This window comes from Pseudomonas sp. FYR_2 (assembly GCF_043106425.1).
GTDB classification, from domain to species: Bacteria; Pseudomonadota; Gammaproteobacteria; order Pseudomonadales; family Pseudomonadaceae; genus Aquipseudomonas; species Aquipseudomonas monteilii.
Genome location: NZ_JBICMM010000051.1, coordinates 58,061 through 83,459 on the forward strand (window position 1 = coordinate 58,061; position 25,399 = coordinate 83,459).

Below are 25,399 nucleotides of genomic sequence, written 5' to 3' on the forward strand. Positions count from 1 at the left end.
ACAGCCTCAGAGCGACCAGGCAACCGTCAGGCCGTCGTGAATCGCTTCTTCGGCGGTGCGTGGCGCCAGGCAGTCGCCAACACGCCGAACTTCCACCAGGCCGGCCAGCTCGCTGGCCAGCCTGTCTTCAGGCTGATGGCCCAGGCACAGCACCAGGGTGTCGATACCCTCGAAGATCATCGGCTCGCCACTGGCAGTGTGCTGCAAGTACACCGTGTTGTCGTCGCTGCCATACAGGCGCGCGTACGGGGTGATGGGGATGCCCAGGCGATGCAACTCGCCGGCCAGTTGATCGCGCACGTACAGCGGCAGGCTTTCGCCGCAATGGGTACCGTTAACCGCCAGCTGCACGTGATGCCCCTCGCGCACCAGGCGTTCGGCGATGCCCGGGCCGATCCAGTCGCAGCGCCAGTCGATGACCAGCACCGAGCGCCCCGGCTTCACTTCATTGCGCAGCACCTGCCAGGCGTCCACCACTTGCAAGTCGCCAGTGCGTTCGAACGCTGGCCAGTAAGGAGTGGCACCGGTGGCGGCAATGACCAGGTCGGGGCGCTCGCGCTCGACCAAGGCGCGGTCGACCCGGGTGTTGCGCACGACTTCCACGCCGGCCAGGGCCATTTCCCGCTGCAGGTTGGTGCTGGCCCCTCCGAACTCGGCGCGGCGCGGTAGCAACTGGGCCAGCAGCACCTGGCCGCCGAGTTGGGGGCCAGCCTCGTACAGTGTTACCTGGTGCCCTCGGGCAGCGGCCACGGCGGCGGCCTTCATGCCAGATGGCCCACCGCCGGCCACGAGGATGCGCTTGGGTGTGACCGTGGGCGTCAGTTGCCCGTACTGCAGTTCTCGACCGGTTTCGGGGCGCTGGATGCAGGAGATGGCCAGGCCACGGTGGAAGTGGCCGATGCACGCTTGGTTGCAGGCGATGCAGGCGCGTACATCTTCGACCTGGCCGCGTTCGGTTTTGTTCGGCATCAACGGGTCGCAGATCAAGGCACGGGTCATGCCGCAGACATCGGCCTGGCCGCGGGCCAGAATCAGTTCGGCATCCTGGGGCTGGTTGATGCGCCCGGTCACGAACAGCGGGATAGCCAGCTGTTGCTTGAAGGCAGCGGCCTCGCGTGCCAGGTAGGCGGGCTCAATGGCCATGGGCGGCACGATATGCACGGCGCCACCCAGTGACGCTGAGGTACCGGCGACGATGTGCAGGTAGTCGAGTTGGCCCTGCAAGGCAATTGCGGCGGCCAGTGACTCGTCCTCGCTCAGGCCTTGGCTGTCACGTTCGTCGGCGCTGATGCGCAGGCCGATGATGAACTGCTCATCGGTGGCGGCGCGCACGGCGGCCAGCACTTCACGCAGGAACCTCAGGCGTTGTTCCAGTTCGCCGTTGTAGCCGTCGCTGCGCAGGTTCACCCGTGGGTTGAGGAACTGCGCGGGCAGATAGCCATGGCTGGCCACCACCTCGACACCATCCAGCCCGGCCTGCTGCAGGCGGCGGGCGGCGCTGGCGTAGCCCTGGACGATTTCATCGATCATCGCCTGGTCCAGCGCGCGGGGCATGACGCGGAAGCGTTCGTTGGGCACCGAAGACGCCGAGTACGCCACCGCCAACAGGCCGTCTGCCGACTCCATGATCTCCCGCCCGGGGTGAAACAGCTGCGAGAGCACCACAGTACCGTGCGCATGGCAGGCTTCGGCCAGCTGGCGGTAGCCGTCGATGCAGGCATCGTCGGTGGCCATCAGCACATGCGAGGTGTAGCGGGCGCTGTCATGCACTCCGGCAACTTGCAGCACGATCAGGCCGACGCCCCCGGCGGCGCGGTCGCGCTGGTAGGCGATCAGTTTGTCATTCACCAGATTGTCGGTAGGCAGGCAGGTGTCATGGCCGGTGGACATGATGCGGTTCTTTAGGCGTTTGCCGCGGATCTGCAAGGGTTCGAACAGGTGAGGGAAGGCGGTCTGCATACAGGCGGCTCCAGTGCGGTGTTGTTCTTGTTTTGTTTATTAAAGTGTAGCCTTAGTAAAAAAATAACGTTTTTATTTACTGATACGCAACGGGGTTTTGTTCACCCTCACGGCGGGCGTGAGCTCACAAATGAGCGCCTTGACTGGAAACGCCTGGGCCATGCCGCCGAACTGATCCTGATGGAGCCGGGCAGGGGCTTGAGGCAGGGGGAGCTGGCGGACCCGGATGCACTGCAATTGGCATGGGCTGCGCTGTTGCGGATGCTGGAAAAGACGGCGCCTGGCTTTCGGGATTGAACGGATGCAGTAACAGTCACTGTTGCGCAACCCTTGGCCACAACTGTGCTGGTCGCAGCCAAAGGAATAGTCTTATGCTGTAACGAAATATGTCTAGAAAAGCCTGAAGAAGGAACTCGCAATGCCGCTCAAGGACCTGCTCATCGCCCTGGTGGTGATTGTCGCCTGGGGAGTCAACTTCGTGGTCATCAAGGTTGGCCTCGATGGCTTGCCGCCGATGTTGCTGGGGGCATTGCGCTTCTTGTTGGTGGCGTTTCCGGCCATCTTGCTGGTCAGGCGGCCCAAACTGCCGTGGCGCTGGCTGATCGCCTACGGGGCCACCATTTCGCTGGGCCAGTTCGCCTTTCTGTTCCAGGCCATGTACAGCGGCATGCCGCCAGGGCTGGCCTCGTTGATTTTGCAGTCGCAAGCGTTCTTCACCCTCGGTTTCGCGGCGTTGTTCCTGGGTGAGCGGCTGCGCCTGGCCAGCGTGCTGGGGCTGTTGGTGGCGGCCAGCGGCCTGGCATTGATCGGCAGCGAAGACGGCGGCCATGTGCCCATGCTGGCGCTGGTGCTGACCCTGTGCGGCGGTGCCATGTGGGGCCTGGGTAACATCATCACGCGACGGTTTGGTTCGGTTGACCTGGTGGCACTGGTGATCTGGGGCGGCCTGATCCCGCCGTTGCCGTTCCTGGCGTTGTCCTGGTGGCTGGAAGGGCCTGAGCGCATTGGCCATGCGCTGGCCAACATCAGCTGGAGCTCGGTGCTGGCGTTGGCGTACCTGGCCTTTGTCGCCACCATGCTTGGCTACAGTTTGTGGAGCAAGCTGTTGTCACGCCATCCGGCTGGCAAGGTGGCACCTTTTTCGCTGCTGGTGCCGGTGATCGGCCTGAGTTCGTCGGCATTGCTGCTGGGCGAACGGCTGACCGCAACCCAAGGCTGGGGGGCATTGCTGGTCATGGCCGGGTTGCTGGTGAACGTGTTTGGCGCGCGGCTTGGCCAGCGCTTGCGCGCGGCCAACGCGTAAAGCGGCCCTATCTGCCGGACTGCGCTCTGTTAGAATCGGCCTCTTTTGCCAGGCCAGCGGAGCGCACCCATGATCATTTCCACCACCAGCCAGCTCGAAGGCCGCCCGATTGCCGAATACCTGGGCGTGGTCAGCTCCGAATCGGTGCAGGGCATCAACTTCGTGCGCGATTTCTTTGCACGCTTTCGTGATGTTTTCGGCGGCCGTTCGCAAACCCTGGAGAGCGCGCTGCGCGAGGCGCGCGAGCAGGCCACCGAAGAACTCAAGGCTCGGGCACGCCAGTTGCAAGCCGATGCAGTAGTGGGTGTGGATTTCGAGATCAGTATGCCGTCGGTACAGGGCGGTATGGTCGTGGTATTTGCCACCGGTACGGCAGTGCGCTTGAAGTAGAGCGGGTTGCCACTGGTCGGCTGCCGGAATCTTGTCCGGTCGGTCCGCAAATGACCAGCTAGTCTCATTCTCACAGGCCGCGTTTCCTGGGCAGCTCTTCTGGTTGCCGACGCGACCGCCACTGGAGGGAGACAGGGCATGAGCGAATCCTTTTTCGAAGACCTGAATGACGCGTTCCCGATCAACAGCCAGGTGCGTTGCGGTCAGGCGGCCTTTCGCCTGGGCTTCGCCCACATGACGCTGGATGATTCCGAACAGCTCCAGCCTGCACACCTGCAGCGCAGCAAAAAAGGCCGCTTCATGCCGCGGGTTCCGCTGAAGAAGTGATCCCGCCCCCGTACATGATCCCGCTGAATGGCGGGGTTTTTATTGCGCTTTGTTGACCCGCCTCATGGCATTGCCGGGTAGCACTCGCCGGCTGGCCGAGGTTGTGGTTTTCTGGCGGGGCATTCCAGTAACGGAGGATTGAATGCTCATGCGAGTCAGGGAACAGACCTATTGGCAGTGGGCCGACGCCCAACTGCACAGCCGCAGCCACGATGAAGCCCTCAGTGACGGCACCACGCTGGATGTGCAGGTGCGCCTGTCGCGCCTGGGGGCCACTCAGCTGTTTTTGGGGTTGTACGCTGGAGATGGGCGCGCACTGTTGGAGGAGTACTACCCGACACGGCCGGGCGAGACCATGACCCGCGCCTTGGTATGGGGTGTCGACCGCGCCAGGGCGATGGCAACCGGTGCCTTGCCCTTGCCAGAAACCTGCAGCCAGCGGCGCCAGGCATGAAAAAGCCCGGCCAAAGAGGGCCGGGCTCAGGTAAAGGCGGGAACCCTCAATTGAGCGGTTCGATCACCTTGACTGCCTGCTGCTCACGGGCAGCGGGCCATTCTTGTTGCAGGGTCTGCAGCACGCGGCCAACGAACTCGGTGTCTGCGGCGGCCTTCTTGCCAACGTAGCCCTGGCCACGGCGGTAGACCTTGAAGCGTGCACGCATGCTGGGCAGGTGCTCTTCAAATTCATCTTCGACGGTGTTCGGTGGCAGGCGGTCGAGGCGCACTTCACCGGTTTGGCTGACCCACAGCAGGTGGTCGTCAAGGCTGTCTTTGCGCACGGCGAACAGCTGGGCCAATTGGTCGATAGTAGGATTGTTGTTCAAGTTCATCATAAAGCCCCCATTACCCATTCGTAGGTGATTTTCACAGTTGGCGCTACCACGGTGTAGCGCACTACCAAGGCTGCTACAGCAGCATCGCAACAGGGGCTTTCTCACGCTGCCTTTTGGACAGTTTCCCTCTCCACGGACGGCCTGCGTTACCGCGCAGGCCGTCTGGAACACCCTTGCCACCGCTCCCGATCGGGGAGACGGCTTCATCATGCACAAGGGCGATGAACGGCGTCAACCATTTTGTAGTGAATATTTTCTGGCACTACATTTCTGTCGTTTTGTTTGACAATCGCTGCTTGTACTAAAGGCTGGACAGTATCTCGAAGGCGGCGCGCACCCGCGCTTCGTTCGGGTAGTTTCGGTTGGCCAGTAACACGATCGCCAGCTGTTCGGAAGGCACGAACGCGGCGTAGGCACCAAAACCGTTGGTTGAACCGGTCTTGTTGTACCAGGCAGCCGGCTGGGCGGGCAGGGCCGGTTGCAAGCGTGTGGTTGCTTGGGGTTCACGGATCAGCCGCGGGCTGTTGCCATCGACCAGTGTGGCCAGGGTTGCCGGGTAGGCGTAGCGTTCCCACCCCAGGCCCTGCGTCATGGCGCCGACCTGGAAGTAGCCTTGCTGGGTGATGTCGATGGCTTTCACCAGTGCCGGTGGCAAGCCTTCAGGCTGCATCTGCAGGCGCACGTAACGCAGCAAGTCGCTGGCACTGGTCTTGATGCCGTAGGCTTCGTCGGCGTACGGGCCGGGGCCGACGCGCACCGGTTTTCCGGCGGCATCGTACCCTTGGGCATAAAGGCCCTGGGCGCTGGCCGGGATGTGCAGGTAGGTGTTCTCCAGGCCCATTTTCGGCAGCAGGCCTTCGGTCATCAGTGTGGCAAACGGCTGGTGCTGCGCGCGGGCGGCAAGGTCACCAAACAAGCCAAGGCTAGGATTGGAATAGCAGCGTTGCGTACCGGGCTTGGCGTGGGGCTGCCAGTGTCGGAAGAAATCGACGACCTGCTGCGACGTCTGCACCGCATCCGGGAACTGCAAGGGCAGGCAGTCGGCACTGTAGGCGCCCAGTTCCAGCACCGTGGCGTCGCCGATGGGCGTGCCGGCCAGCGCCGGGTGGTAGCGTTTGGCCGGCGCGGTGAGGTCCAGCTGGCCCTCGGCACTGGCCAGTGCCGCCAGGGTGGCGGTGTAGGTCTTGCTCAGCGAACCGATCTCGAACAGCGTGTCACGGCTCACCGGCACGTTGTCGGCCTTGCTGGCCACGCCGTAGCTGAAGTAGTGCGCGTGGTCGCGGGCGTAGATGGCCACGGCCATGCCGCTGATGCCTTGCGCCTGCATCAGTGGGCGGATGATACGGTCTACCTTGGCTTGCAGCTGGTCATCGGCCTGGGCGCCAGCATGGCCCAAGGTGAGGGTAATGGCGGCAGCAAGCGCGGCCAGGCGGGAGAGGGGCATGGTGGGGTCCTTTTGTGGCGCGTGTCCGTTGAGCGATACCGGTGGGGGTTCCGGCGTTAGCGGCGAAAAGCCGCAGACCTTATCGTTTGCCCTTGCACAATGACAAGATGGACACAGTGATGAAGTATTTGCGCATGTTATTCGACAATTTCACCCTGGCCTTGCTCGGGGTGGTGCTGATTGCCACCGTGCTGCCTTGCTCAGGGGATGGCGCAGTGTATTTCGGCTGGCTGACCAACCTGGCCATCGGCCTGCTGTTCTTCCTGCACGGCGCCAAGCTGTCGCGCGAGGCGATCATTGCCGGTGCCGGGCACTGGCGCCTGCACCTGCTGGTGTTCTCCTGCACGTTCGTGCTGTTCCCGCTGCTGGGCCTGGCCTTCAAGCCGCTGTTCGTGCCGCTGGTGGGCAATGAACTGTACCTGGGCGTGCTCTACCTGTGTGCCTTGCCGGCTACCGTGCAGTCGGCCATCGCGTTCACTTCGCTGGCCCGTGGCAATGTGCCGGCGGCCATTTGCAGTGCTGCCGCATCCAGCCTGCTGGGCATCTTCCTTACCCCGTTGCTGGTGATGCTGCTGCTGGGCGCCAGTGGCGACACCGGCTCCGGCCTGGATGCCGTGCTGAAGATCACCTTGCAACTGCTGGTGCCGTTCGTGGCGGGGCAGATTGCGCGACGCTGGATCGGCGCCTGGGTCAAGCGCAATGCTCGTTGGCTCAAGGTGGTGGATCAGGGCTCGATCCTGCTGGTGGTGTACACCGCCTTCAGCGAGGCAGTTGTCACCGGGCTGTGGCACACGGTATCGCCGCAGCACCTGGCCGGGTTGTTCGCCGTGTGCGGGATTTTGCTGGCGGTAGTGCTGTTTGGCACGCGTCTGCTTGGCAAGGTGCTGGGCTTTGGCCTGGAAGACCGTATCACCATCCTGTTCGCCGGCTCCAAGAAGAGTTTGGCGACCGGCGTGCCGATGGCCCAGGTGTTGTTCGTGGGCAGCGGCATTGGTGCGATGATCTTGCCGCTGATGCTGTTCCATCAGATCCAGCTGATGGTCTGCGCGGTGTTGGCGCAGCGTTATGCCAGCCGAGAGCAAGTGGCAGAAGAGGCATCGGTGGCGTCCTGAAAAACCAAGCGCAGCGGGCGTGCCCACAGCGTCGCGCACCGCTGCTGCTATCTGGCCTGGCCCGAGCCGCGTTCGCGCAGTGCCTTGCCCACCTCGGCCTCGATCTTGTAGGCCGGTCCCTCCAGGTCGTCGTAGTTGCGCGTATAGCGCCGGGCGAATTCCTCTACCCCCAATTCCTGATATTGCTGCACATGCTTGAGCTCATGCGCCCACAGGGCCACGTTGTTCTCGGCATCGTCGGCCCGCCGGAAGATGATCGTGTCGATCAGCGTCACAGCGTTCACATCAGGGTTCTGCAACACTGCATTGGCCGCGCTCATTTGCTGTTCGTCACCCACCCGGAAGCGCGCTGCGTCAAGCACGGCAAAGTTGTACCAGGGTTCGAGTTGCGCCCGGATATGCAGCGGGATCGGCTCGACGCCGTTGGCGGTGGCATCATCCCTGGCCTGGCGCAAGGCGAACGTCAGGCTGGAGGACGCCATGACCTCCACATCCTTGAGAATCTGGCCGGCCTGACCCGGGTCTATCGGCGCACAAAAACACCCCATCAGGCACACCTGGTATTGCCCGGGCGGGCACGCTTGTTCGGCAAGCGCGGGCAGCGCCAGTGTGAGGCCCAGCAGCAGGCTAATCCGCTTCATGCAGGGCCTTTTCGACAAACTGGCGGCTTGCGTCCAGCACCTGCGACTGCACACCCTCAGTGGCCAGCATGCGCCCGACCATCAACGCACCGACGCATTGGCTGATGAGCACCCAGGCCAGTTGATCATCCTCCAGTGTTGCACGCCAGGCCTGGTGAAGGCTGACCAGCCAGTGCTCGGCCTCTTCGCGTACGGGCGCGGCGGCCCGGGCGATTTCCACACCCAGCGGCGGCAGCGGGCAGCCACCCTCGGCATTGTGCAGGTGGGCCAGGCTCAGGTACTGCTGTAAGCAACGGCCCAGCCGCTCGCGGCTTGCGCCCGAACTGGCCAGGCGTGCCAGTGGGCTGTTGCACAGCTCCTGGCGTACCACTTCGGTGAACAGGTCATCTTTGGACGGGAAGTGGTTGTAGAAGGCGCCGCCGGTCAGGCCAATCGCTTTCATCAGCCCGGCCACGCCGGTGCTGGAAAAACCTCCCCGCTTGGCCAGCGCGCCGCTGCTGGCCAACAGCCGTTCGCGGGTTTGCTGTTTGTGTTCATTGGAGTAGCGCATTCACATGCCTCTGCCGGCGGGCTTGACGATGACCGCGATCTTAACATAGCGTTCGTTTACTAAACGATCATTCACCAATGGAAGCAGGCATGGCAGAACAACAAAAAGTAGTGCTGGTGATTGGTGCGGGCGACGCCACTGGGGGTGAGATTGCCAAGCGCTTTGCCCGCGAGGGTTATGTCGCTTGCGTGACCCGGCGCCAGGCCGAAAAACTGCAACCGCTGCTGGAGGAAATACGCGCTGCCGGTGGCCAGGCCCATGGGTTTGGTTCTGATGCGCGCAAGGAGGATGAAGTGGCCGCGCTGGTGGAGACTATCGAACGTGATATTGGCCCTATCGAGGCGTTTGTCTTCAATATCGGTGCCAATGTTCCCTGCAGCATCCTTGAAGAAACCCCGCGCAAGTACTTCAAGATCTGGGAAATGGCCTGCTTTGCCGGTTTTCTCACGGCTCAAGCAGTTGCCCGGCGCATGGTCCAACGTGAGCGTGGCACCCTTCTGTTCACTGGCGCCACCGCTGGCACGCGTGGTGCAGCCGGGTTCGCCGCTTTTGCCGGGGCCAAGCATGGCTTGCGTGCCCTGGCCCAGAGCATGGCGCGCGAGCTGGGGCCACGGAATATTCATGTCGCGCATGTGGTGGTAGACGGGGCCATCGACACGGCCTTCATCCGTGACAGCTTCCCCGAGCGTTACGCCCTCAAGGACCAGGATGGCATTCTCGACCCCGCGCACATCGCCGACAGCTACTGGTTCTTGCACGCCCAGCCGCGAGACGCCTGGACATTCGAACTGGACCTGCGCCCCTGGATGGAACGTTGGTAAGCCCCTCTCACCCAGCAAGGACCGAAACCCATGCACAACACTGTCGATTTCTATTTTGACCTGGGCAGCCCGGCCAGCTACCTGGCCTGGACGCAACTGCCGGGCCTGTGCGCTCGCCAGGGGGCCACACTGCGCTACCGGCCAATGCTGCTGGGAGGGGTGTTTCAAGCGACTGGCAATGCTTCGCCGGCCATGATCCCGGCCAAGGGCCGCTATATGTTCACCGACCTGGCGCGCTTTGCCGCACGTTATGGCGTGCCGTTCGGCATGCCGCCGGGGTTCCCGGTCAATACGCTGAGCTTGATGCGCGGCGTTATGGGCACCCAGCTGCATTCACCGGAGCGGTTCGAGCCATTGCTGTCGGCGCTGTTCAATGGGCTGTGGGCGCAGCGGCGTAACCTGGGCGACAGCGCCGTTCTGGATGAAGCACTGACAGCGGCAGGCTTCGATCCACAGGCTTTTCACGCACTGACGGCTGACGGTGACGTGAAGGCGGCGCTCAAGCAGGCGACCGAGGCGGCTGTGGCGCGTGGGGTGTTTGGTGCGCCGACCTGTTTTGTGGGTGAGGCGATGTTCTTTGGGCAGGACCGCCTGGACTTTGTCGAGGAAGCGCTGTTGCACACAACGTGAAAGCTGCCGCTATCACTGTGGGGGCGGGCAAGCCCCCACACATCGAACAGTCAGAAGTTCGCCGGAGTGTTGGCGCTGATGATCTCGGCCTCGTCCGGGCCAATGTTCTTGAAACTGTGCGGCAGGGTAGTGGGAATGTAGTAGCCATCGCCCGAGTTGAGGACGCTGACCTGGCCATCGACCCACAGCTCCACGGTGCCGCGAGTGACCAGGCCACATTCTTCGCCCTCGGCATGCACGATCGGCTCGCCCGAGTCGGCGCCGGGGGCATACAGTTCACGCAGCATGCGCATCTGTCGGCCTTCGACACTGGCACCGACCAGCAACATGCGCAGACCGTTACGGCCCAGGTCGGGCTGTTCGCCACCCCGGAACACGTAGCGCTCTTCACGCACCGGCTCGTCGAAACTGAAAAACTCCGCCAGGCTCATGGGAATGCCTTCAAGCAGTTTTTTCAGGGAGCTGACCGAAGGGCTGACGCGATTCTGCTCGATCTGCGAGATCGTCGAATTGGTCAGCCCGCTGCGACGGGCCAGTTCCCGTTGGGAGAGGTTGTTGCGTTCACGCACCAGTTTGAGTCGCGTCCCCGTGTCCATAGCCGCCTTGTAATCAGAGGTGTCAATAATAATGAGCGATGCGCATTAAAACACACTCTGCGCGCTTGCGCGCTGTGCTTGTCAAAGCCGCTGTTCACGCGGTATTGGCCACAACCCGACCAGCAACAACAGCACGGCCACGGCCAGGAATGGCAAGCGCGGATCGAGGGCATACACCAAGGTACCTGCCAGTGGCCCGAACACGGCGCCCATGCCTTGTGCCGCGCCAATGGAGCCGGCTGTAGCGCCTTGTTCAGACGCCTGCATGGCATTGGCCGCCAGCGCTGAGAACGACGGGAAGACAAAGCCCATGCCGGCTGCCGCGACGAAGTAGCACGCCCATAGCCAAGGTGCGGTAGCCGCGAGCGAGCCGCAGGCAAAGCCGATGGCCGAAAGCGTGGCGCCTACCCGGATCATCTTCAGCGGTGGCCATTCCAGCTTGCGCAGCAGTATCTGCGACAGCATCAGTGCCACGCCCACGGTAGTCAGCGCGATGCCGGCGGCCTGGGCCGCTTCTGCCGGGCCCAGGTGCAGGCGGTCGAGGGCGAAGAAACCGACGACGATCTGCGACACGGTGACACTGAGCATGGCGCTGAACGCCACCAGCAAGGGCCGACGCAGGCGTGGGTCGCCCAGCCGCACCGGGCTGGGGGCGTGGCTGTGGGGCAGTGCCTGCGGCTTGAGGGTGAACAGCAGCACAAGGAAGGCGCTGGCCGGCAGCAGCGACATGATATGGAATGGCAGGCTCAGACTATGCCGCGCAAGTAGCGCAGCCAGCGCTGGCCCCACCACCAGGCCGACAGCGTTGGCCGCCCCTAGCGAGGCCATGGCGCGCGCGCGTCGCTGTGGCTCGACATGGTCGGCAATCAGTGCGTTGCAGCCCACCGGGATGGCGGCATAGAAAGCGCCGATACAGCCGCGCGCGACCATCAGGCCGAAGAAGGCCAGGGTCGCCCCCGGCATGAAGCGCAGTGCGCCTTCGACGAACAGGCACAACAGCCAGTACGCCAGGGTGAATCCGGCAGTGCCCAGCAACAGAATGCGCCGGCGGCCCAGGCGGTCTGAAGCCCGGCCCCAGGGCCGTGCCAGCAGCACCCAGACCACGCCGGCCACCGTTACGGCGGCGCCGGCCTGCCAGGTGGCCATGCCGAGTTGGCGGGCGATCGGGCCGATCAGGGAGACGAAGGCCATCATCGACATGGTACAGGCCATGTTGGCCAGCAGCAGTGGGCGTAAGTCCAGCGTGCTGGCAGGTAGAAGGGTTGCAGAGTCCTTTGCGACGTTCATGGGCAGTCCAGGTAGTGCGGCAAGTGAAAGCCGGCCATATTAAGGATAATTATCGTTTATCGAGCCCCTGGGCTGCTGCCGGTCAGTCGTTGCGACGCAGGGGGCCAGGCCACATGCTACGCAACACGCCGTCGCGGCGCACCCATGCGTGCATCAAAGCCGCCGCCACATGCACCAGCACCGTGGCGAACAGCAGGTAGCCGGCCCAGCCATGGGCCTGACGCAGCACGGCATACAACTGCAGGTTGTGCGGGGCGATGGCGGGCAAGCCCAGCGGGCGAGGGTAGTCGCCGGCCGACAGCATGGCCCAGCCCAGCAACGGCATGGCCAGCATCAGGGCATAGAGCAACAGGTGCGAGGCCCCGGCGGCCCGGCGCTGCAGTGTCGGCAGCGCCGGCGGCAGCGGCGGGTGAGGCACGGCCAGGCGTACAGCGATGCGCAGCACGACCAGTACCAACAGGGCCAGGCCGGTGGCCTTGTGCAGGCTGACCAGCACGGGGTGGCGCGGCGACAGGTCGGCGACCATGCTTACGCCGATGAACAACATGGCCAGGATCAGCACGGCCATCAACCAGTGCAGCAAACGGGCGAACGGGTGGAAGGCTTCGGGTCTCATGGCTGGGCTCCGGTGCTGAGCGATTCACGGCTGCGGCGATTGAACGATTCCGAATAGGCGGCGGAGCGGGCGGCGAGAATCGGGTCGCCTGACGCCTCGATGCCGTGCGGCAGAATCAGCGGGTCAAAGTTGAGGTCGCGGCAGGCCCCTTGTTCCGGAGCGTCGACCTGCTCCAGCACCAGGGTGCCGGCGTCTACGCTGCGCCGCTCGGTGGGCCAGGGGCGGGCAGGATCGTCCACTGCATCGCCCGGGTCGGCCAGCACCAGGCGCAGCGTCCAGCGCAGCGGGCCTTGGGCCAAGCGTTGCTGCAGGTCGTGTTGCAGGAACTGCTTGTCATCTACTTGGGCGGGCAACGCGGCAAATGCGGCTTGTGGCTCTAGCTGCCAGCGCACCGGGTGGGCCACCCCGGCTGCGTCGATCAGGCGGAAGGCATTGATGCTGTGGTATTGCGTGCTGGCGAAGCTGTCGCTGGGCTTGTAGCTGGCCGCCCATTGGCGAAATGCCGCGCTTTGCGGGTGGGCAGCGAAGAACGCCTGCAGCCTGGCGGGGTCTGGCTTGTGGGTGGTTGGGTCTGGTGCGCCCGCCAGTACTTGCTCGTAGAACTCTTGTGGGGTGCTGACCGCCAGCACTGGCGGGTTGTTCATGCCGGTGCGCCAGACCTGGCCGTCGTCGGTGCTCAGCTGGATCGCCAGGCTGCGTACCGGAATGCCGGTGTCCGGGGCAAACGGGTTGGCACCGCCGATGGCGAAACGGCCGATCACCGGTACCCGCGACTGGCTGAATGCTCGCGCCGTGGACAGCTTGGCGGCCTGCCCGCTGGCCTGGAAGTAGCCGCTGACGCACAGGCCTTTGGCGTGGTTCTTGCGATAGCCCGGGTAATGCCCGGCCTGGGCTTCGAAGGTGTCGATGATGCGCTGCGGCGTCAGCCGGCTTTCGCCGAGCCAGCCGGCGGCATAGGCAAAGCCGGCGCCTGCGGCCAGCATCACGGCGCCGATGGCAGCCAAGCGCAACGCTTTGGCCGGGCCGTGCAAGGGTGAGTTCATGGTCATCGTCCGGTTGGGGAATGTGCCGGTACGACGGCTCAGGGAAAAACTTATTCCCTCGGCGGGAATAGAATTTGCCGCCAGGCGTCTGCCTTTTACACTGACAACTTCAAAGGCCGGGACTTTGCCATGCACGATCTGGACGACCACCAGTGGCGCGAGCTGCTGACCCGCCTGCGCCGCTTTGCCGTGTGGCTGACCCGCGAGCCGGGCAGAGCCGACGACCTGGTGCAGGCCACGGTCGAGCGGGCCCTGAGCCGGCGTGACCAGCAACGCGATGCTGATGCGCTGCGCGCCTGGCTGTTCACCATTCTTTATCGGCAGTTTCTCGACGGTAAACGCCGCGAGCGCCTGCATGCGCGCTGGTTGTCCTGGTTTGGCCGCGCCGAGCGCGACGACGAGCCGGTTGGCGACAACCTCGAAGCCATCGTCCTGGCCCATGCCGACCTGCAGGCGTTCGCCCGGCTGTCGGCAGAGCAGCGCGCCCTGTTGCTGCTGGTCAGCATCGAAGGTTTGAGTTACAAGGAGGCTGCCCAGGCCTTGGGCATTCCCATCGGCACTGTGATGTCGCGCCTGTCGCGCGCGCGCAATGCCTTGCGCGAACTGACCGAGGGCAACCCGCAGCCCCCGGCCTTGCGGAGACTGAAATGACGCGCCTGATCCCCAGCGAAGACGAATTGCACGCTTACGTCGATGAGCGCCTTGGGCCTGTGCGCCGGGCCGAGGTGCAGGCCTGGCTGGTGGCCAACCCACAGGCTGCAGAGCGGGTAGAGGGCTGGCGTGCCGATGGCCGCCGGCTGCGTACCGCGTTGGCCGGGTTTGGCGAAATGCCCGGGGCCGCGCAGCTGGACCTTGGGCAGTTACGGCGGCAATTGCGTCAGCGTCGTCAGCGGCGCTGGGCGACGGCGGCGGTGGTTATGCTGGCGTTGGGAGTGGGAGGGCTGGGCGGCTGGCAAGTGCGCGATGCCACGCTGGCGCGGGTCGACCTGCCCATGGCCGATGCCGTCCAGGCGCACCGCTTGTTTGCCGACAGTCAGGCGCTGGATATCCAGGCCAGCGACCCGGGGCAGTTGCGCGACTGGCTGGGTCGACATTTCAATCGCGTGGGGCAATTGCCGGATTTGGCGGGCTATGGTTTCAAACCAGTAGGCGCTCGCTTGCTCAGCAACGAGCAGGGGCCGGCGGCCCTGCTGGTGTTTGAAGATGGCAAAGGCCAGCGCATCAGCCTGTTCCTGCGCTCACCGGGCGAGCTTTATCGGCGCATGCCGGACGGGCAGCGGGTCGATGGTCAGCTGGAGGCAAGGTATTGGTCGCATGGGGCTTACAACTTTGCCCTGGTCAGCGCGGCGGACGATGTGCGCGGGGCGAGGGTGGGGGAGGCGTTGCGGCTGGGTTTGTGAAGATCAGCTTCGCCGTCAAAATTGCCGGGGCCGCACAGCGGCCCCAGTGCAGCCTTTTAGGTCAGTTCAACTCCAGCCAGATCGGTGCATGGTCCGACGGCTTTTCCATCCCGCGCAGTTCATAGTCCACACCCGCCGCTTTGATCCGTGGCACCAGTTGCTGCGAGGCCATGATCAGGTCGATGCGCAGCCCACGCTTGGGATCGTCCTCGAAACCACGGCTGCGGTAGTCGAACCAGCTGAAGCGGTCGGAAACATCCGGGTAAAGGTGACGGAAGCTGTCGACCAGCCCCCAGCCTTTCAACCGCTCCATCCACTCACGCTCTTCCGGCAGGAAGCTGCACTTGCCGGTCTTCAGCCAGCGCTTGGCGTTGTCCGGGCCGATACCGATATCGCAGTCCTGCGGCGAAATGTTCATGTCGCCCATCACCAGCAGCGGCTGGTCGTTACGGAACTTGTCCTCCAGCAGTGCCTGCAGGTCGCTGTAGAAGCGCTGCTTGGCCGGGAACTTGGTGGGGTGGTCGCGGCTTTCGCCTTGGGGGAAATAGCCATTCATGATGGTGATCGGGTTGCCATCGGCATCGGCGAAGGTGCCCCAGATAAAGCGGCGCTGGGCGTCTTCTTCATCGGTTGCAAAGCCTTTGTGCACGCTAAGCGGTGCCTGGCGCGACAGCAGGGCCACGCCGTAGTGGCCTTTCTGGCCGTGGTAGTCCACGTGGTAACCCAATGCCTGCACGTCGGCCAGCGGGAACTGATCGTCGCTGACCTTGGTTTCCTGCAGGCCGATCACGTCCGGCTGGTGCTTTTCTATCAGCGCCGCCAGCTGGTGCGGGCGGGCCCGCAGGCCGTTGATGTTGAAACAGACGATCTTCATGGAAAGATAATCCCGGTAAAAGGCGCGATGCTAGCCGACATCGCTCGTCATCACCAGCGTGGCGGCCAGGCGAACCTACTGCTAACGTGCTGTTGGGGGTGAACGAAGCGCGCTGGGGCACCTCCAAGGCACCGTACGCCCATTCCAGGAGGTCTGCCCGCAATGCCCGATACCAACGCCGCCCCGGCCCGTGTCTGCCTGCTTGATGATGGTTACAGCCGCGAGGCGCGTTCGCTGCTGTATAACGCCTACCGCCATGAACCCACCTTTGCATATATTTTCGAGGCCCAGCGCCCAGGGTATGAGCGGCGCCTGCGGGTGATGGTGCGCGAATGGGTGCGCCAGCATTTCTACCTGCAGTTGCCTGCCATCGGCCTGCTGGTGGAGGACCGCCTGATCGCCCTGGCACTGATCGTGCCGCCGCTGCGCCGGCTGGGCGTGGCCGACAGCTGGGCCTGGCGCCTGCGCATGATCCTGGGTACGGGCCCGCGCTGCACGCGGCGCTACATGGACTACCAGGCCGCACTGGCTACCTGCCTGCCCACCGACCAAGTGCATGTACTGCCGTTGCTGGGCGTACACCCGCAGTTTCAGGGTAAGCACTACGGTGAGCAATTGTTACAAGCGGTGCACGACTGGTGCGCGGACGACCCTGGTACCCAGGGTGTGGTGCTGGACACCGGAAACGAGCATTACCTGGCCTTTTACCAGCGTCAGGGTTATGAGGAAATTGGCGAAGTGGCTGTAGGCCCCATCCGGGAAAGGGTGTTCTTCCATCCGAATCCGGTCTCTTCAAATTCCGCTTTTGCCTGAACAGGCTGCCAGGCGGCTCCCTTGAGCGCCTGGCTCTGGTAGCATTCACCGCATGACGTATTCAGGAAGATTGACCTGGGGCCTGGTTTTCTGGGCCGCCAGTTTCGCAGCATGGGGCCAGAGCGAGTTGCTGGTGAAGGTAAAACCGGCCAACAAGGCGCTCAAGGCCAATGTCGAAGGCTATATAGGCACTTTGGGTGACCGCGATGAAGAAGCGCTTCTGCGCTTCAGTCGCGGGGCAGAGGAGCAGGCGCGCAAAGCCGCGCAGGCACTTGGCTACTATCAGGCGCAAATCGATACCGAGGTCAAGCCCGCCAGTGACGCTGACCACTCCCCGCAACTGATCATCCGCATTAACCCCGGCGAGCCGATTCGCTTGCGTAACGTGACCGTGCGCATCGACGGCCCGGCCAGCGAAATGAAGGCCTTCCGCGTTCCCGACAGCAAGGCATTGCGTGCTGGGGAACAACTTAACCATGGCCATTACGAGGATGCCAAACGCCTGATCCAGAACCAGGCATCACGCTACGGCTTCTTCAGCGGCCGCTTTACCCGCCAGCGCCTGGCGGTCGACCCGCAAGCCGGCGTGGCCGATATCGAACTGGTCTACCAAAGTGGCCCGCGTTATCGCCTGGGTGCCGTCACCTTCGGTGGCGACACGCCACTGGACGACGACCTGCTGCACCGCATGGTGTCGTTCAAACCGGGCACTCCCTACGATTCTGAACTGATCGCCGAACTGAACAATGACTTGCAGTCGAGCGGCTATTTTGAAGGTGTGCGCGTGGATGCAGCACCCACCGCCGCGGTGGGCGAAGAAGTCCCTGTGGATGTGCGCCTGGAAACCCGCAAACCTCGCACCATGGGCCTGGGCTTGGGCTTCTCGACCGACGTCGGGCCACGCGGCAAGGCCAACTGGACTCGCCACTGGGTTAACCCACAGGGCCACAGCTACGGCTGGGAAACCGAGCTGTCGGCGCCGCGGCAGAACGTTGGCCTGTGGTACGACATTCCCCTCGACCCGCCGCTGACCGACAAGCTGCGCTTCGCCGGTGGCTACCAGAACGAGGAACTTGCCGGTACCGACACCCTCAGCAAACTGTTGACGGTCGGCCCCGAGTGGCACAGCAAGCTGCCCAGTGGCTGGCAGCGGGTGATATCGCTCAAGTACCAGCGCGAGGAATATCGCCTGGGTGACGACTCTGGGTTGAGCAACTTGCTCATGCCGGGCGTCAGCTATTCCTTCCTGCGCAGTGACAACCGTATCGACCCGCATAACGGCTACCGCCTGCAGTTCGATGTACAGGGGGCCAAGGAAGGGCTGGTTTCCGACACCAACCTGTTGCATGGCAACGTGCTGCTCAAGGGCCTGACCACGCTCGGCCACAACCACCGCTTGCTCGGCCGCGTACAGTTCGGCGGCAGTGCAACCAATGGCTTCAAGAACAACATCCCGCCGTCGCTGCGCTTCTTCGCCGGTGGTGACCAGAGCGTGCGTGGCTACGACTACCAGACCCTGTCGCCCAAGAACAGCGACGGTGACCGTATCGGCGGGCGCTACCTGGTGGCCGGCAGTGTCGAGTACCAGTATTCGCTGACCGAGAAGTGGCGGCTTGCAACGTTCGTCGACCAAGGCAACTCGTTCAACAACCTGGAGCTGCCCAGCCTCAAGACCGGGGTGGGCTTTGGTGTGCGCTGGGTGTCGCCGGTCGGGCCGCTGCGCCTGGACCTGGCCAAGGCGCTGGATGACGAAGGGGGCATTCGCCTGCACTTTTCCATGGGGCCTGAGCTTTGAAACGTGTGACCAAATACATTCTGCTGGGTCTGTTCGGGGTCGTCGTGAGCCTGGGTCTGGCACTGGGCCTGCTGGTGGGCACCGAGGCAGGCAGCCGCTGGGCGCTGGGCAAGGTGCCCGGGCTTGAAGTAACTGATTTTCAGGGGCGCCTGGCGGGCAGTTGGCAGGCCAGCAGGCTGCGCTGGGCCGATGGTGGCAGCACAGTAGAGGTGCAGGCACCGCTGCTGGCCTGGTCGCCAGCGTGCCTGATGCGTTCCGCCCTGTGCATTGACCAGTTGCAGGCGCAGCGCATCGACATGGCCTTCGCACCCAGTGCCGAACCGGCCGACAGCGGCCCGCTGCAGCTGCCCGCGTTGCGCTTGCCGTTGGCCATCGAACTGGGTGAGGTCAAGGTCGGCCAACTGCGGCTGGACGGCAGTGACCTGCTGGGCGACTTGCAACTGGCGGCACACTGGACCAGCACCGGCATGCGCATCGACAGCCTGCACCTGCAGCGCGATGACCTGAAACTGACCCTGCAGGGTGACCTGCAGCCCGAGGGTGACTGGCCGCTGCAACTGCAGGCACAGCTGCAGTTACCGGCAGTAGAGGGCAAACCCTGGCAGCTGGCGCTGACCGCCACGGGTGATTTGCAGAAGACCCTTAAGCTGGCAGGCACCAGCAGCGGTTACCTCGACGCCACGTTGAACGGGCAGTTGCAGGCGTTGGCCGAGCACCTGCCCGCAACCTTGCAGATCCGTTCCGAGGCATTCAAACCGGCGGGCGCGTTGCCTGACACTTTGCAGTTGAACCAGCTCAAGCTCGATGCCAAAGGCGACTTGCTCAGGGGTTATCAGCTGTCGGGTACGGCCAGCCTGCCGGCTGAACAGTCGCCGATCGCCTTGGCCTTGTCCGGCCTGGTCGACAGTAAAGGCGCCAGGCTCGATGCGCTTGACCTGACCGCCAGCGACACCCAACGGCTCAAGCTGCAAGCCACGGCCGACTGGCAGCAAGGCCTGAGCGCCGATGCGCAACTGGACTGGCAGGACTTCCCGTGGTTGCGCCTGTATCCATTGGAGACGCCGCCTCAGGTTACCCTCAAGGCCTTCAATACCCAGGTGCATTATCGCGATGGCAACTATCAGGGTACCTTCAAGGGCGACCTTGACGGCCCAGCGGGTGCATTCAGTTTGGCCAGCCCGTTCGAAGGCGACCTAAGCCAGGTGAAGCTGCCGCAGTTGGCGCTGACCGCCGGCCAGGGCAAGGCCGCCGGCGGTGTCGCTGTGCGCTTTGCCGACACGCTGGCCTGGGATGTCGACTTGCAGCTTTCGGCGCTCGACCCTGCCTATTGGCTGGCCGAACTGCCGGGCACGCTGGCAGGGCCGCTGCGCAGCAAAGGCGAGCTGAAAGGCGAGGCGCTCGCCCTTGACGCGCAACTTGACCTGAAAGGCCGTCTGCGTGGCCAGCCGGCAGTGCTCAAGGCTGAGGCGCAGGGGGCAGGGCAGAGCTGGACGCTCGGCGCACTGGCTATCCAGCTGGGTGACAACCGCATCAACGGCAGTGGCAGCCTGCAGCAGCGCCTGGCCGGGCGTATCGACCTCGATTTGCCGCGCCTGGGCCAGTTGTGGCCGAGGCTGCAAGGCCAGGTCAAGGGCCGGCTGGACCTCGCCGGCACCTTGCAGGCCCCGCAAGGTACGCTGACCTTGCAGGGCCAGCGGTTGGCCCAGGCCGAAAACCGCCTGCAGCAGCTGGGCCTGGAGGCCCGGCTGGACAACGCCCAGCGCGGTGTAATCGAACTCAAGGCCACAGGCATCCAGCTTGGCGACACCGCCTTGGGCACACTGCAGGCCAACGGCAAAGGTGACATTCGCCAGCAAGCCTTGACCCTGGCGCTGGACGGCCCGCAACTGAAGCTCGACCTTGGGCTGGATGGCCAGTTGAGCAAGGGTGACTGGCGAGGGCGCCTGGCCAGTGGGCGTATTCAGGCCGGTGGCCAGGACTGGCAGTTGCAGGCGCCGGCACGGCTTCAGCGCCTGGCCAGTGGGCAGTTGGATTTCGGTGCCCATTGCTGGCGCTCCGGCCAGGCCAGCCTGTGTGGTGATGACCAGCGCCTGGCCCCCGAGCCGCGTCTGCGCTACCACCTCAAGCAGTTCCCGCTGGACAGCTTGGCCCAATGGCTGCCGAAGGACTTCGCCTGGCAAGGCCTGCTCAATGCTGATATCAACCTGGACATCCCGGCCAGTGGCCCCAAGGGTACGGTCGTGGTCGATGCCAGTGGCGGCACCCTGCGTGTGAAAGACAAGGACCGCTGGATCGACTTCCCTTACCAGGCCCTGCGCCTGGACAGCACACTGGCCCCGCGGCGCGTCGATACGCGCCTGGCGTTTCGCGGCGAGCGCCTGGGTGAGTTGAGCGTCACGGCCCGGCTCGACCCGTTGGGCAAAAACAAACCGTTGTCGGGTGATTTCCGCCTGGCCGGGCTGGACCTGTCGGTAGCCCGTCCGTTCGTGCCGATGGTCGAGCGGCTGGCCGGGCAGCTCAATGGCAGTGGCCGGCTTTCCGGTACGTTGCTGGCGCCGCAGGTCAACGGCAACCTGATGCTCAGTGGCGGCGAAGTCAGCGGCGCCGAACTGCCGGCCAGCCTTCAGTACCTGTCATTGCAAGCGCTGATTGCCGGCGAGCACGTGCAGCTTAACGGCAACTGGCGCAGTGGCGAGGCAGGGCGTGGGCAGTTGAGCGGGAACCTCACCTGGGGCCAAGCACTGGGCATGGACGTGCGCTTGCAAGGCCAGCAACTGCCGGTCACGGTCGAGCCTTATGCCACGCTGGAAGTTGCCCCGGACCTGACCCTGCGCCTGATCGACGACAAGCTGGCGGTTACCGGCAAGGTACAGGTGCCCAAGGGCAAGATCACTGTTCGCGAGTTGCCCCCGTCCACCGTCAAAGTGTCGGATGACACGGTCATCGTTGGCCACCAGACAGAAGAGGGCAAACCGCCCATGGCGATGGCCATGGACATTGACGTCGAAGTGGGCCGCGACAAGCTGTCGTTCAGCGGCTTTGGCCTCACCGCCAACCTGCTTGGCCATGTACACATCGGCGATAACCTCGACACCCGTGGTGAACTGAGCCTGGCAGACGGACGCTACCGTGCCTACGGCCAGCGCTTGACCATCCGCCGGGCGCGGTTGCTGTTCGCCGGCCCGATTGACCAGCCGTATCTGGATATCGAAGCCATCCGCAAGGTTGACGATGTAATCGCCGGTATCCGCCTGAGCGGCAGTGCCGAGCAGCCGACCACCAAAGTGTTCTCGGAACCGGCCATGAGCCAAGAGCAAGCGTTGTCGTACCTGGTGTTGGGGCGCCCGTTGGGCACGTCCGGTGAAGACAACAACATGCTCGCCGAAGCGGCCTTGGGCCTGGGCTTGGCCGGTAGCGCCGGCATTACCGGCAGCCTGGCTTCAAGCCTTGGGATTGACGATTTCCAGCTGGATACCGAGGGTTCTGGCAACACAACCAGCGTGGTCGCCAGCGGCAACCTGACCGAGAAGTTGAGCCTGCGTTACGGCGTAGGCGTGTTCGAGCCTGCCAACACCATTGCGTTGCGCTACAAACTGAGCAAAAAAGTGTACCTGGAAGCCGCCAGCGGGTTGGCCAGTTCTTTGGACATCTTCTACAAACGCGACTTCTGAAGGGGGACGGGGCGGTCGTCAGCGGACGGTGGCTGCCTCGATGAATTCATTGGTGTCGGGCGAGGGCGGGGCATCGGGAACACGTACCGGGACAATCAGGCTGGTGTATTCCTCGATCAGTCGGTTCAGGGCCTCGGGTGGTTCGCTGGCCTGGAACTGCATGCGTATCTGCACTTCGTCAGGGTCACGGCTGTCACCCTGACGGCCCTGGCCGCCGATGGTGACCTTGAAGCTGGCGGCCTTGTTCTCGCCCGCCGTCAGCAGGGCCTGCTGCGCTTCAGTGCCTTTGACCCGCACCGACAAGTCGACCTGCATACGCTCCAGGGCCAGGCCTTTGGGCGACACCAAAGCGAACAGGGGAACGCGCATGATGTGCTGGCCGTCCATCGCCACTTCGACCATCTTGGCCTTCATGGGAGCGCCCAACGCCTCGGTGTCGCACTCGAAAAACTGGTCGAACAGGTTGATGTACTGCTGTGCAATCAAACTGTTGGTGGCGCTGGCGGCTTCTTGCAGGCCACGGGTGATTTCGCGCAGGTCGATGGAGGTCATGGGGGCGGGGGGCTTTTGCAACGATTCGACTCCTCAAGCCAGGTGATGCCCCTCCCGTTGCGGGCAGGAGGGGTTGATGGGGGCACTCAAACGTCTCACGGCGCCGGTGGGCCTTCCGGTTTTGGCCCTTTCAGGGTATCGGCCTGAGAAATCTCGTCCGGGCTTTGCAGTTCAGCGGTTCTGACAACGGTTGGCTTGGTCGCGGCGTCCGTCAGGAACTCGATCACCCTCATCATTGCTTCGGGCGGCTCCTGGCGCTTCAGGGTGGTGTTGAAGGCATAGCGGGCGCGTGTATCCGTCTTGCGGGTTTGCGTGGACTTGTGGCTGACGCTGCCTTTCACGTTCAGCTTGAACGGCCCCCAGCCCAGTGAGCCGGTCGCTTCTGCGTTCATGTCCTTGCTGGATGTATCCTCCGACATCTGGTTGATCACCAGTTCGAACTCTACATTGCCCTCTTCGATCGAGATATTCGGGTGCGTAATGGCAGCCAGCAGCGGCACTTTCATGGTCTTGCTGACCACGCCTTTGTATTCGCCCTGTTCGTCGACGATGGTTTCGTCGTAGTCGAACTGGATGGCGACTGCCTTGCCATCCTGGACGCACACCTGCATCAGGAAGTCGGCGTACGATTTGCTGGCGGTTACCTGCGCCTGGACCATGGCCTGCAGGGGGCCGGCGATCATGCGGTCCATCGGCAGGGCGTTGATGACCGAGCCAATAAGGCTGTTGTCTATCGACATATCGGGATGCTCTTTCTCGTGGGGTAAGGAAGCCGCCAGTGGCGGCAATGGTGCAGTGGCGTCAGCGAGCGCAAGGCTCCTGGCGCCGAATGTTGCCGATCTGGCGCAGGCTCAGGCCGTATTTGTTGGCCAACAGGCTGCGGGACAGGCCGTTGGCGCTTTCCTTCTGGATCTGCTGGTTGCGCAGCTGGCGCAGGAAGTGGTCAGCCTTGGGGATCTCCAGGGCGACCCCGGCAAAGCGCTTGATCAACGCATCGAGCGCATCGGTCGGCAGCACGTCGGCAAGCTTGGTACGCTCGCGGTGCTTGGGGATGTACTTGGGCCTGCCACCAAAGGCGCAGGTCAGCTGGTAGGCGTTTTCGATGCCGATGCAGTCGATCAGGGCCTGTAGCGAGTGGGGCAGTTGGCTGATATCGATCTGGCTCAAGTCTGGCGTTTGCATATGGCGCTCCTTCGGGATGGGTGGGATGTGCGACCCGATCACCCGCGGCGTTATGTCGAAGGTGTGAGCAAATTCTGTGCGACTGCCAAGGCACGTCGCTAGGCGGCATATGGGTTGGGAGTTGTAGCTTCGGTGAACAGGTTTTGCAGGCAGCGTTATCCGGTGCTGTAGGAAATGGCATCGACATTTGGCGGGGACTGGTGATTTCTCATCTGATCACGCCGATTGTTGCGGATGTGTCCGGTAACCTTCACTCGCACGGATAGCTGTTCAGCAAGCTGGCGCTGCTCAGGTAGGCTTGAGGGGTGGCGCGCATGTCCTGGGGCAATGTGCGCCAGTCAACCAGCAGGCACAGCGCATGCAGGGGCTGGCCGTTGCGCTGGCCGATGACCTGGCCCGCAAAGTGGCGGCGGTACAGGGCCTGGGTCTGGCGCTGAGCCTGTACCTGATCGGCCTGGGTCAGGGTTTGCCGGGCCAGGTCGGGTAGCCGGGCCGCTGGCACACTGAAATGGACTGGCGCCGCATTGGCCTGCAGGTACCCGGCCTGGCGCACGCGTTGCCACAGTTGTTGCCATTGGCTGCTGCCGGCATGGGCGGCCAGCTCGCGCCCCAGTTCGAGCAGGTGCTCGGCGGGTGTTTGCCGGGTGTCCAGTGCATGAAGGGAAAAGGGGGTCAGAAACAGCGAAGTGAACAGCAGGGGTTTGTACATGGTAACTCCGGCTTGGGTGCTTGGGAGCCTCATGCTTTCAGGCTGACCCCGCCCCACCCAGCAGGAAATGCAGCGCCGGGGGCGGTGGCCGTTGTATCATGGCCGCGGCCCGTTGCGAGCCTTTTGCCCCTGATGTTGCAAGGAACCTTCGATGACACACGTGCAGCGCCTGAAATATTCCCTTTTGATCATCCTGGTTGTACTGGGTCTGATGCTGGGCCTGTCCCACCTGCAGAAGCAGGGCACGATCAGTGAGCAGACCTTCCAGATGCTGGCCATTGCCATTGCGGTGGTGGTCGTGGTGATCAATGGCATCCTGCGGCGCAAGGTCAAGCCCTGACCTGTGCGGGCCGGCCAGGTCTGGCCGGCCATACGCTCAGCGCAGCGGTGTTTGCTCCAGCACGGCGCGGGCCTGAGGGTTCAGGCTGTAGCACTTGTCGCTGCCCAGCTGAATGACGCCTTCGGCGCACAGGCGCTTGAGCACTTCGCGCACGCTGAGAAACGACAGCGGGATGTCCAGCTGTTCCAGTTGGGCGTGCACACCGCGCACGCCAATGCTGCGGCCGTTTCGGTCTGCGGCGTGCAAGGCGTCGATCACCTTGAGGCGAATCAGGCTGGTACGCAGGCCAAAGGTGCGCAGCAGTTCGCGGATCTGTTCGTTGCCGGTGCGTTCCTCGGCAAAAATGCCCTGTCCCTTGGGCGCTTTGCCTGGGACGCGCCCAGCCTGGATCGAGGGTTGCGGGTTGTGCATGTGAATGCTCCTTTTCGTGGACGAACCCGAAATGTGGTTGCCTCACTTACTAGGACGAATGAGAACGCAAAAACTGCAACCCACTCGTGAAAAAAATGCC

Annotated in this window: 28 protein-coding genes and 1 pseudogene; 14 read left to right on the top strand and 15 right to left on the bottom strand. The window is 63.6% G+C overall.

The genetic code is table 11. From position 1 onward, the window contains the following. Positions 1-6: 6 nt before the first annotated feature. Positions 7-1,959, bottom strand: a complete 1,953-nt coding sequence (locus ACF8R4_RS22675; RefSeq protein ID WP_156866681.1) for an FAD-dependent oxidoreductase — start codon at positions 1,957-1,959, stop codon at positions 7-9. Between the two features lie 186 nt (positions 1,960-2,145). Between ACF8R4_RS22675 and ACF8R4_RS22680 the strand changes: the two are divergent. The 5 genes and pseudogenes from ACF8R4_RS22680 to ACF8R4_RS22700 form a co-directional block, all read left to right on the top strand. Beyond that, a pseudogene (locus ACF8R4_RS22680) lies at positions 2,146-2,256 on the top strand (class II aldolase/adducin family protein); the annotation flags it as partial. 121 nt (positions 2,257-2,377) lie between these two features. Continuing rightward, complete coding sequence (locus ACF8R4_RS22685; protein WP_019099052.1) at positions 2,378-3,262, top strand: O-acetylserine/cysteine exporter; 885 nt, start codon at positions 2,378-2,380, stop codon at positions 3,260-3,262. 69 nt (positions 3,263-3,331) lie between these two features. Further along, complete coding sequence (locus ACF8R4_RS22690; protein ID WP_060498989.1) at positions 3,332-3,652, top strand: YbjQ family protein; 321 nt, start codon at positions 3,332-3,334, stop codon at positions 3,650-3,652. 138 nt (positions 3,653-3,790) lie between these two features. Beyond that, the gene (locus ACF8R4_RS22695) at positions 3,791-3,979 is read left to right on the top strand and encodes a hypothetical protein (protein WP_003253897.1); all 189 of its coding nucleotides are present in this window, start codon (positions 3,791-3,793) and stop codon (positions 3,977-3,979) included. 142 nt (positions 3,980-4,121) lie between these two features. Further along, positions 4,122-4,433: a hypothetical protein gene (locus tag ACF8R4_RS22700; RefSeq protein ID WP_060498990.1), complete on the top strand. Its 312-nt coding sequence runs from the start codon at positions 4,122-4,124 to the stop codon at positions 4,431-4,433. 46 nt (positions 4,434-4,479) lie between these two features. On the opposite strand, the gene ACF8R4_RS22705 is transcribed toward ACF8R4_RS22700, so the two are convergent. Together ACF8R4_RS22705 and ampC are read right to left on the bottom strand one after the other, a co-directional pair. Then, on the bottom strand, positions 4,480-4,812 hold the full coding sequence (locus tag ACF8R4_RS22705) for a hypothetical protein (RefSeq protein WP_003253895.1): 333 nt from the start codon (positions 4,810-4,812) through the stop codon (positions 4,480-4,482). Positions 4,813-5,113: 301 nt separating this feature from the next. Next, the gene (gene ampC / locus ACF8R4_RS22710) at positions 5,114-6,256 is read right to left on the bottom strand and encodes a class C beta-lactamase (RefSeq protein ID WP_060498991.1); all 1,143 of its coding nucleotides are present in this window, start codon (positions 6,254-6,256) and stop codon (positions 5,114-5,116) included. Between the two features lie 119 nt (positions 6,257-6,375). Here ampC and ACF8R4_RS22715 point away from each other — a divergent pair, with 119 nt between their 5' ends. Next, positions 6,376-7,368 (top strand): bile acid:sodium symporter family protein, encoded by a 993-nt coding sequence (locus tag ACF8R4_RS22715; protein ID WP_392493506.1) that lies wholly within the window; start codon positions 6,376-6,378, stop codon positions 7,366-7,368. A gap of 47 nt (positions 7,369-7,415) precedes the next feature. Here the strand turns inward: ACF8R4_RS22715 and ACF8R4_RS22720 are convergent, their stop codons facing one another. Then, positions 7,416-8,009: a DUF4157 domain-containing protein gene (locus ACF8R4_RS22720; protein WP_060498993.1), complete on the bottom strand. Its 594-nt coding sequence runs from the start codon at positions 8,007-8,009 to the stop codon at positions 7,416-7,418. Continuing rightward, on the bottom strand, positions 7,996-8,559 hold the full coding sequence (locus tag ACF8R4_RS22725) for a TetR/AcrR family transcriptional regulator (protein WP_156866679.1): 564 nt from the start codon (positions 8,557-8,559) through the stop codon (positions 7,996-7,998). Before ACF8R4_RS22725 ends, ACF8R4_RS22720 begins: the two co-directional genes overlap by 14 nt. Positions 8,560-8,648: 89 nt before the next feature. On the opposite strand from ACF8R4_RS22725, the gene ACF8R4_RS22730 reads away from it, so the two are divergent. Together ACF8R4_RS22730 and ACF8R4_RS22735 are read left to right on the top strand one after the other, a co-directional pair. Continuing rightward, positions 8,649-9,380: an SDR family oxidoreductase gene (locus ACF8R4_RS22730; protein WP_105947693.1), complete on the top strand. Its 732-nt coding sequence runs from the start codon at positions 8,649-8,651 to the stop codon at positions 9,378-9,380. Positions 9,381-9,410: 30 nt separating this feature from the next. Further along, the gene (locus ACF8R4_RS22735) at positions 9,411-10,010 is read left to right on the top strand and encodes a 2-hydroxychromene-2-carboxylate isomerase (RefSeq protein ID WP_060498996.1); all 600 of its coding nucleotides are present in this window, start codon (positions 9,411-9,413) and stop codon (positions 10,008-10,010) included. A 50-nt stretch (positions 10,011-10,060) separates the two neighbouring features. Here ACF8R4_RS22735 and ACF8R4_RS22740 read toward each other — a convergent pair whose 3' ends face one another. The 4 genes from ACF8R4_RS22740 to ACF8R4_RS22755 all read right to left on the bottom strand — a co-directional run bounded on the left by ACF8R4_RS22740 (position 10,061) and on the right by ACF8R4_RS22755 (position 13,558). Then, positions 10,061-10,606 (bottom strand): cupin domain-containing protein, encoded by a 546-nt coding sequence (locus ACF8R4_RS22740; protein ID WP_003248033.1) that lies wholly within the window; start codon positions 10,604-10,606, stop codon positions 10,061-10,063. Between the two features lie 81 nt (positions 10,607-10,687). Then, positions 10,688-11,893, bottom strand: a complete 1,206-nt coding sequence (locus ACF8R4_RS22745; RefSeq protein WP_104834819.1) for an MFS transporter — start codon at positions 11,891-11,893, stop codon at positions 10,688-10,690. A gap of 82 nt (positions 11,894-11,975) precedes the next feature. Then, on the bottom strand, positions 11,976-12,509 hold the full coding sequence (locus ACF8R4_RS22750) for a cytochrome b (protein ID WP_104834817.1): 534 nt from the start codon (positions 12,507-12,509) through the stop codon (positions 11,976-11,978). Further along, positions 12,506-13,558: a catalase family peroxidase gene (locus tag ACF8R4_RS22755; protein WP_104834816.1), complete on the bottom strand. Its 1,053-nt coding sequence runs from the start codon at positions 13,556-13,558 to the stop codon at positions 12,506-12,508. Before ACF8R4_RS22755 ends, ACF8R4_RS22750 begins: the two co-directional genes overlap by 4 nt. 123 nt (positions 13,559-13,681) lie before the next feature. On the opposite strand from ACF8R4_RS22755, the gene ACF8R4_RS22760 reads away from it, so the two are divergent. Together ACF8R4_RS22760 and ACF8R4_RS22765 are read left to right on the top strand one after the other, a co-directional pair. Beyond that, positions 13,682-14,203 (top strand): sigma-70 family RNA polymerase sigma factor, encoded by a 522-nt coding sequence (locus tag ACF8R4_RS22760; RefSeq protein WP_392493510.1) that lies wholly within the window; start codon positions 13,682-13,684, stop codon positions 14,201-14,203. Next, complete coding sequence (locus tag ACF8R4_RS22765) at positions 14,200-14,952, top strand: anti-sigma factor (protein ID WP_060499001.1); 753 nt, start codon at positions 14,200-14,202, stop codon at positions 14,950-14,952. Before ACF8R4_RS22760 ends, ACF8R4_RS22765 begins: the two co-directional genes overlap by 4 nt. Before the next feature lie 61 nt (positions 14,953-15,013). Here ACF8R4_RS22765 and xthA read toward each other — a convergent pair whose 3' ends face one another. Further along, positions 15,014-15,826 (bottom strand): exodeoxyribonuclease III, encoded by an 813-nt coding sequence (xthA, locus tag ACF8R4_RS22770; protein WP_392493512.1) that lies wholly within the window; start codon positions 15,824-15,826, stop codon positions 15,014-15,016. Positions 15,827-15,988: 162 nt separating this feature from the next. Here xthA and ACF8R4_RS22775 point away from each other — a divergent pair, with 162 nt between their 5' ends. The 3 genes from ACF8R4_RS22775 to ACF8R4_RS22785 are packed head-to-tail and all read left to right on the top strand — an operon-like array spanning position 15,989 to position 22,105. After that, positions 15,989-16,639 (top strand): N-acetyltransferase, encoded by a 651-nt coding sequence (locus ACF8R4_RS22775; RefSeq protein ID WP_019097051.1) that lies wholly within the window; start codon positions 15,989-15,991, stop codon positions 16,637-16,639. A gap of 52 nt (positions 16,640-16,691) precedes the next feature. After that, complete coding sequence (locus ACF8R4_RS22780; RefSeq protein ID WP_060499003.1) at positions 16,692-18,434, top strand: autotransporter assembly complex family protein; 1,743 nt, start codon at positions 16,692-16,694, stop codon at positions 18,432-18,434. Beyond that, entirely contained in the window at positions 18,431-22,105 is a 3,675-nt protein-coding gene (locus ACF8R4_RS22785) for a translocation/assembly module TamB domain-containing protein (RefSeq protein WP_392493515.1), read from the top strand. Before ACF8R4_RS22780 ends, ACF8R4_RS22785 begins: the two co-directional genes overlap by 4 nt. 18 nt (positions 22,106-22,123) lie before the next feature. Here ACF8R4_RS22785 and ACF8R4_RS22790 read toward each other — a convergent pair whose 3' ends face one another. The 4 genes from ACF8R4_RS22790 to ACF8R4_RS22805 form a co-directional block, all read right to left on the bottom strand. Then, entirely contained in the window at positions 22,124-22,678 is a 555-nt protein-coding gene (locus tag ACF8R4_RS22790; protein ID WP_060499005.1) for a DUF2589 domain-containing protein, read from the bottom strand. Positions 22,679-22,752: 74 nt separating this feature from the next. Then, positions 22,753-23,397 carry a DUF2589 domain-containing protein gene (locus tag ACF8R4_RS22795; protein WP_060499006.1) on the bottom strand — a complete coding sequence of 215 codons (645 nt, stop codon included), beginning with the start codon at positions 23,395-23,397 and terminating at the stop codon, positions 22,753-22,755. Between the two features lie 61 nt (positions 23,398-23,458). Next, entirely contained in the window at positions 23,459-23,839 is a 381-nt protein-coding gene (locus ACF8R4_RS22800; protein WP_060499007.1) for a Mor transcription activator family protein, read from the bottom strand. A 250-nt stretch (positions 23,840-24,089) separates the two neighbouring features. Further along, positions 24,090-24,548 (bottom strand): hypothetical protein, encoded by a 459-nt coding sequence (locus ACF8R4_RS22805; RefSeq protein ID WP_060499008.1) that lies wholly within the window; start codon positions 24,546-24,548, stop codon positions 24,090-24,092. 151 nt (positions 24,549-24,699) lie between these two features. Here ACF8R4_RS22805 and ACF8R4_RS22810 point away from each other — a divergent pair, with 151 nt between their 5' ends. Next, positions 24,700-24,888 carry a hypothetical protein gene (locus tag ACF8R4_RS22810; RefSeq protein ID WP_003248064.1) on the top strand — a complete coding sequence of 63 codons (189 nt, stop codon included), beginning with the start codon at positions 24,700-24,702 and terminating at the stop codon, positions 24,886-24,888. A gap of 36 nt (positions 24,889-24,924) precedes the next feature. Here ACF8R4_RS22810 and ACF8R4_RS22815 read toward each other — a convergent pair whose 3' ends face one another. After that, positions 24,925-25,299 carry a hypothetical protein gene (locus tag ACF8R4_RS22815; RefSeq protein WP_060499009.1) on the bottom strand — a complete coding sequence of 125 codons (375 nt, stop codon included), beginning with the start codon at positions 25,297-25,299 and terminating at the stop codon, positions 24,925-24,927. Between the last annotated feature and the right edge of the window lie 100 nt (positions 25,300-25,399).

Coding starts and splice junctions, on each gene's coding strand:
- ACF8R4_RS22675 (WP_156866681.1), bottom strand. CDS start 1,959: ATGCAGACCGCCTTCCCTCACCTGTTCGAACCCTTGCAGATCCGCGGC.
- ACF8R4_RS22685 (WP_019099052.1), top strand. CDS start 2,378: ATGCCGCTCAAGGACCTGCTCATCGCCCTGGTGGTGATTGTCGCCTGG.
- ACF8R4_RS22690 (WP_060498989.1), top strand. CDS start 3,332: ATGATCATTTCCACCACCAGCCAGCTCGAAGGCCGCCCGATTGCCGAA.
- ACF8R4_RS22695 (WP_003253897.1), top strand. CDS start 3,791: ATGAGCGAATCCTTTTTCGAAGACCTGAATGACGCGTTCCCGATCAAC.
- ACF8R4_RS22700 (WP_060498990.1), top strand. CDS start 4,122: ATGCTCATGCGAGTCAGGGAACAGACCTATTGGCAGTGGGCCGACGCC.
- ACF8R4_RS22705 (WP_003253895.1), bottom strand. CDS start 4,812: ATGATGAACTTGAACAACAATCCTACTATCGACCAATTGGCCCAGCTG.
- ampC (WP_060498991.1), bottom strand. CDS start 6,256: ATGCCCCTCTCCCGCCTGGCCGCGCTTGCTGCCGCCATTACCCTCACC.
- ACF8R4_RS22715 (WP_392493506.1), top strand. CDS start 6,376: ATGAAGTATTTGCGCATGTTATTCGACAATTTCACCCTGGCCTTGCTC.
- ACF8R4_RS22720 (WP_060498993.1), bottom strand. CDS start 8,009: ATGAAGCGGATTAGCCTGCTGCTGGGCCTCACACTGGCGCTGCCCGCG.
- ACF8R4_RS22725 (WP_156866679.1), bottom strand. CDS start 8,559: ATGCGCTACTCCAATGAACACAAACAGCAAACCCGCGAACGGCTGTTG.
- ACF8R4_RS22730 (WP_105947693.1), top strand. CDS start 8,649: ATGGCAGAACAACAAAAAGTAGTGCTGGTGATTGGTGCGGGCGACGCC.
- ACF8R4_RS22735 (WP_060498996.1), top strand. CDS start 9,411: ATGCACAACACTGTCGATTTCTATTTTGACCTGGGCAGCCCGGCCAGC.
- ACF8R4_RS22740 (WP_003248033.1), bottom strand. CDS start 10,606: ATGGACACGGGGACGCGACTCAAACTGGTGCGTGAACGCAACAACCTC.
- ACF8R4_RS22745 (WP_104834819.1), bottom strand. CDS start 11,893: ATGAACGTCGCAAAGGACTCTGCAACCCTTCTACCTGCCAGCACGCTG.
- ACF8R4_RS22750 (WP_104834817.1), bottom strand. CDS start 12,509: ATGAGACCCGAAGCCTTCCACCCGTTCGCCCGTTTGCTGCACTGGTTG.
- ACF8R4_RS22755 (WP_104834816.1), bottom strand. CDS start 13,558: ATGACCATGAACTCACCCTTGCACGGCCCGGCCAAAGCGTTGCGCTTG.
- ACF8R4_RS22760 (WP_392493510.1), top strand. CDS start 13,682: ATGCACGATCTGGACGACCACCAGTGGCGCGAGCTGCTGACCCGCCTG.
- ACF8R4_RS22765 (WP_060499001.1), top strand. CDS start 14,200: ATGACGCGCCTGATCCCCAGCGAAGACGAATTGCACGCTTACGTCGAT.
- xthA (WP_392493512.1), bottom strand. CDS start 15,826: ATGAAGATCGTCTGTTTCAACATCAACGGCCTGCGGGCCCGCCCGCAC.
- ACF8R4_RS22775 (WP_019097051.1), top strand. CDS start 15,989: ATGCCCGATACCAACGCCGCCCCGGCCCGTGTCTGCCTGCTTGATGAT.
- ACF8R4_RS22780 (WP_060499003.1), top strand. CDS start 16,692: ATGACGTATTCAGGAAGATTGACCTGGGGCCTGGTTTTCTGGGCCGCC.
- ACF8R4_RS22795 (WP_060499006.1), bottom strand. CDS start 23,397: ATGTCGATAGACAACAGCCTTATTGGCTCGGTCATCAACGCCCTGCCG.
- ACF8R4_RS22800 (WP_060499007.1), bottom strand. CDS start 23,839: ATGCAAACGCCAGACTTGAGCCAGATCGATATCAGCCAACTGCCCCAC.
- ACF8R4_RS22805 (WP_060499008.1), bottom strand. CDS start 24,548: ATGTACAAACCCCTGCTGTTCACTTCGCTGTTTCTGACCCCCTTTTCC.
- ACF8R4_RS22810 (WP_003248064.1), top strand. CDS start 24,700: ATGACACACGTGCAGCGCCTGAAATATTCCCTTTTGATCATCCTGGTT.
- ACF8R4_RS22815 (WP_060499009.1), bottom strand. CDS start 25,299: ATGCACAACCCGCAACCCTCGATCCAGGCTGGGCGCGTCCCAGGCAAA.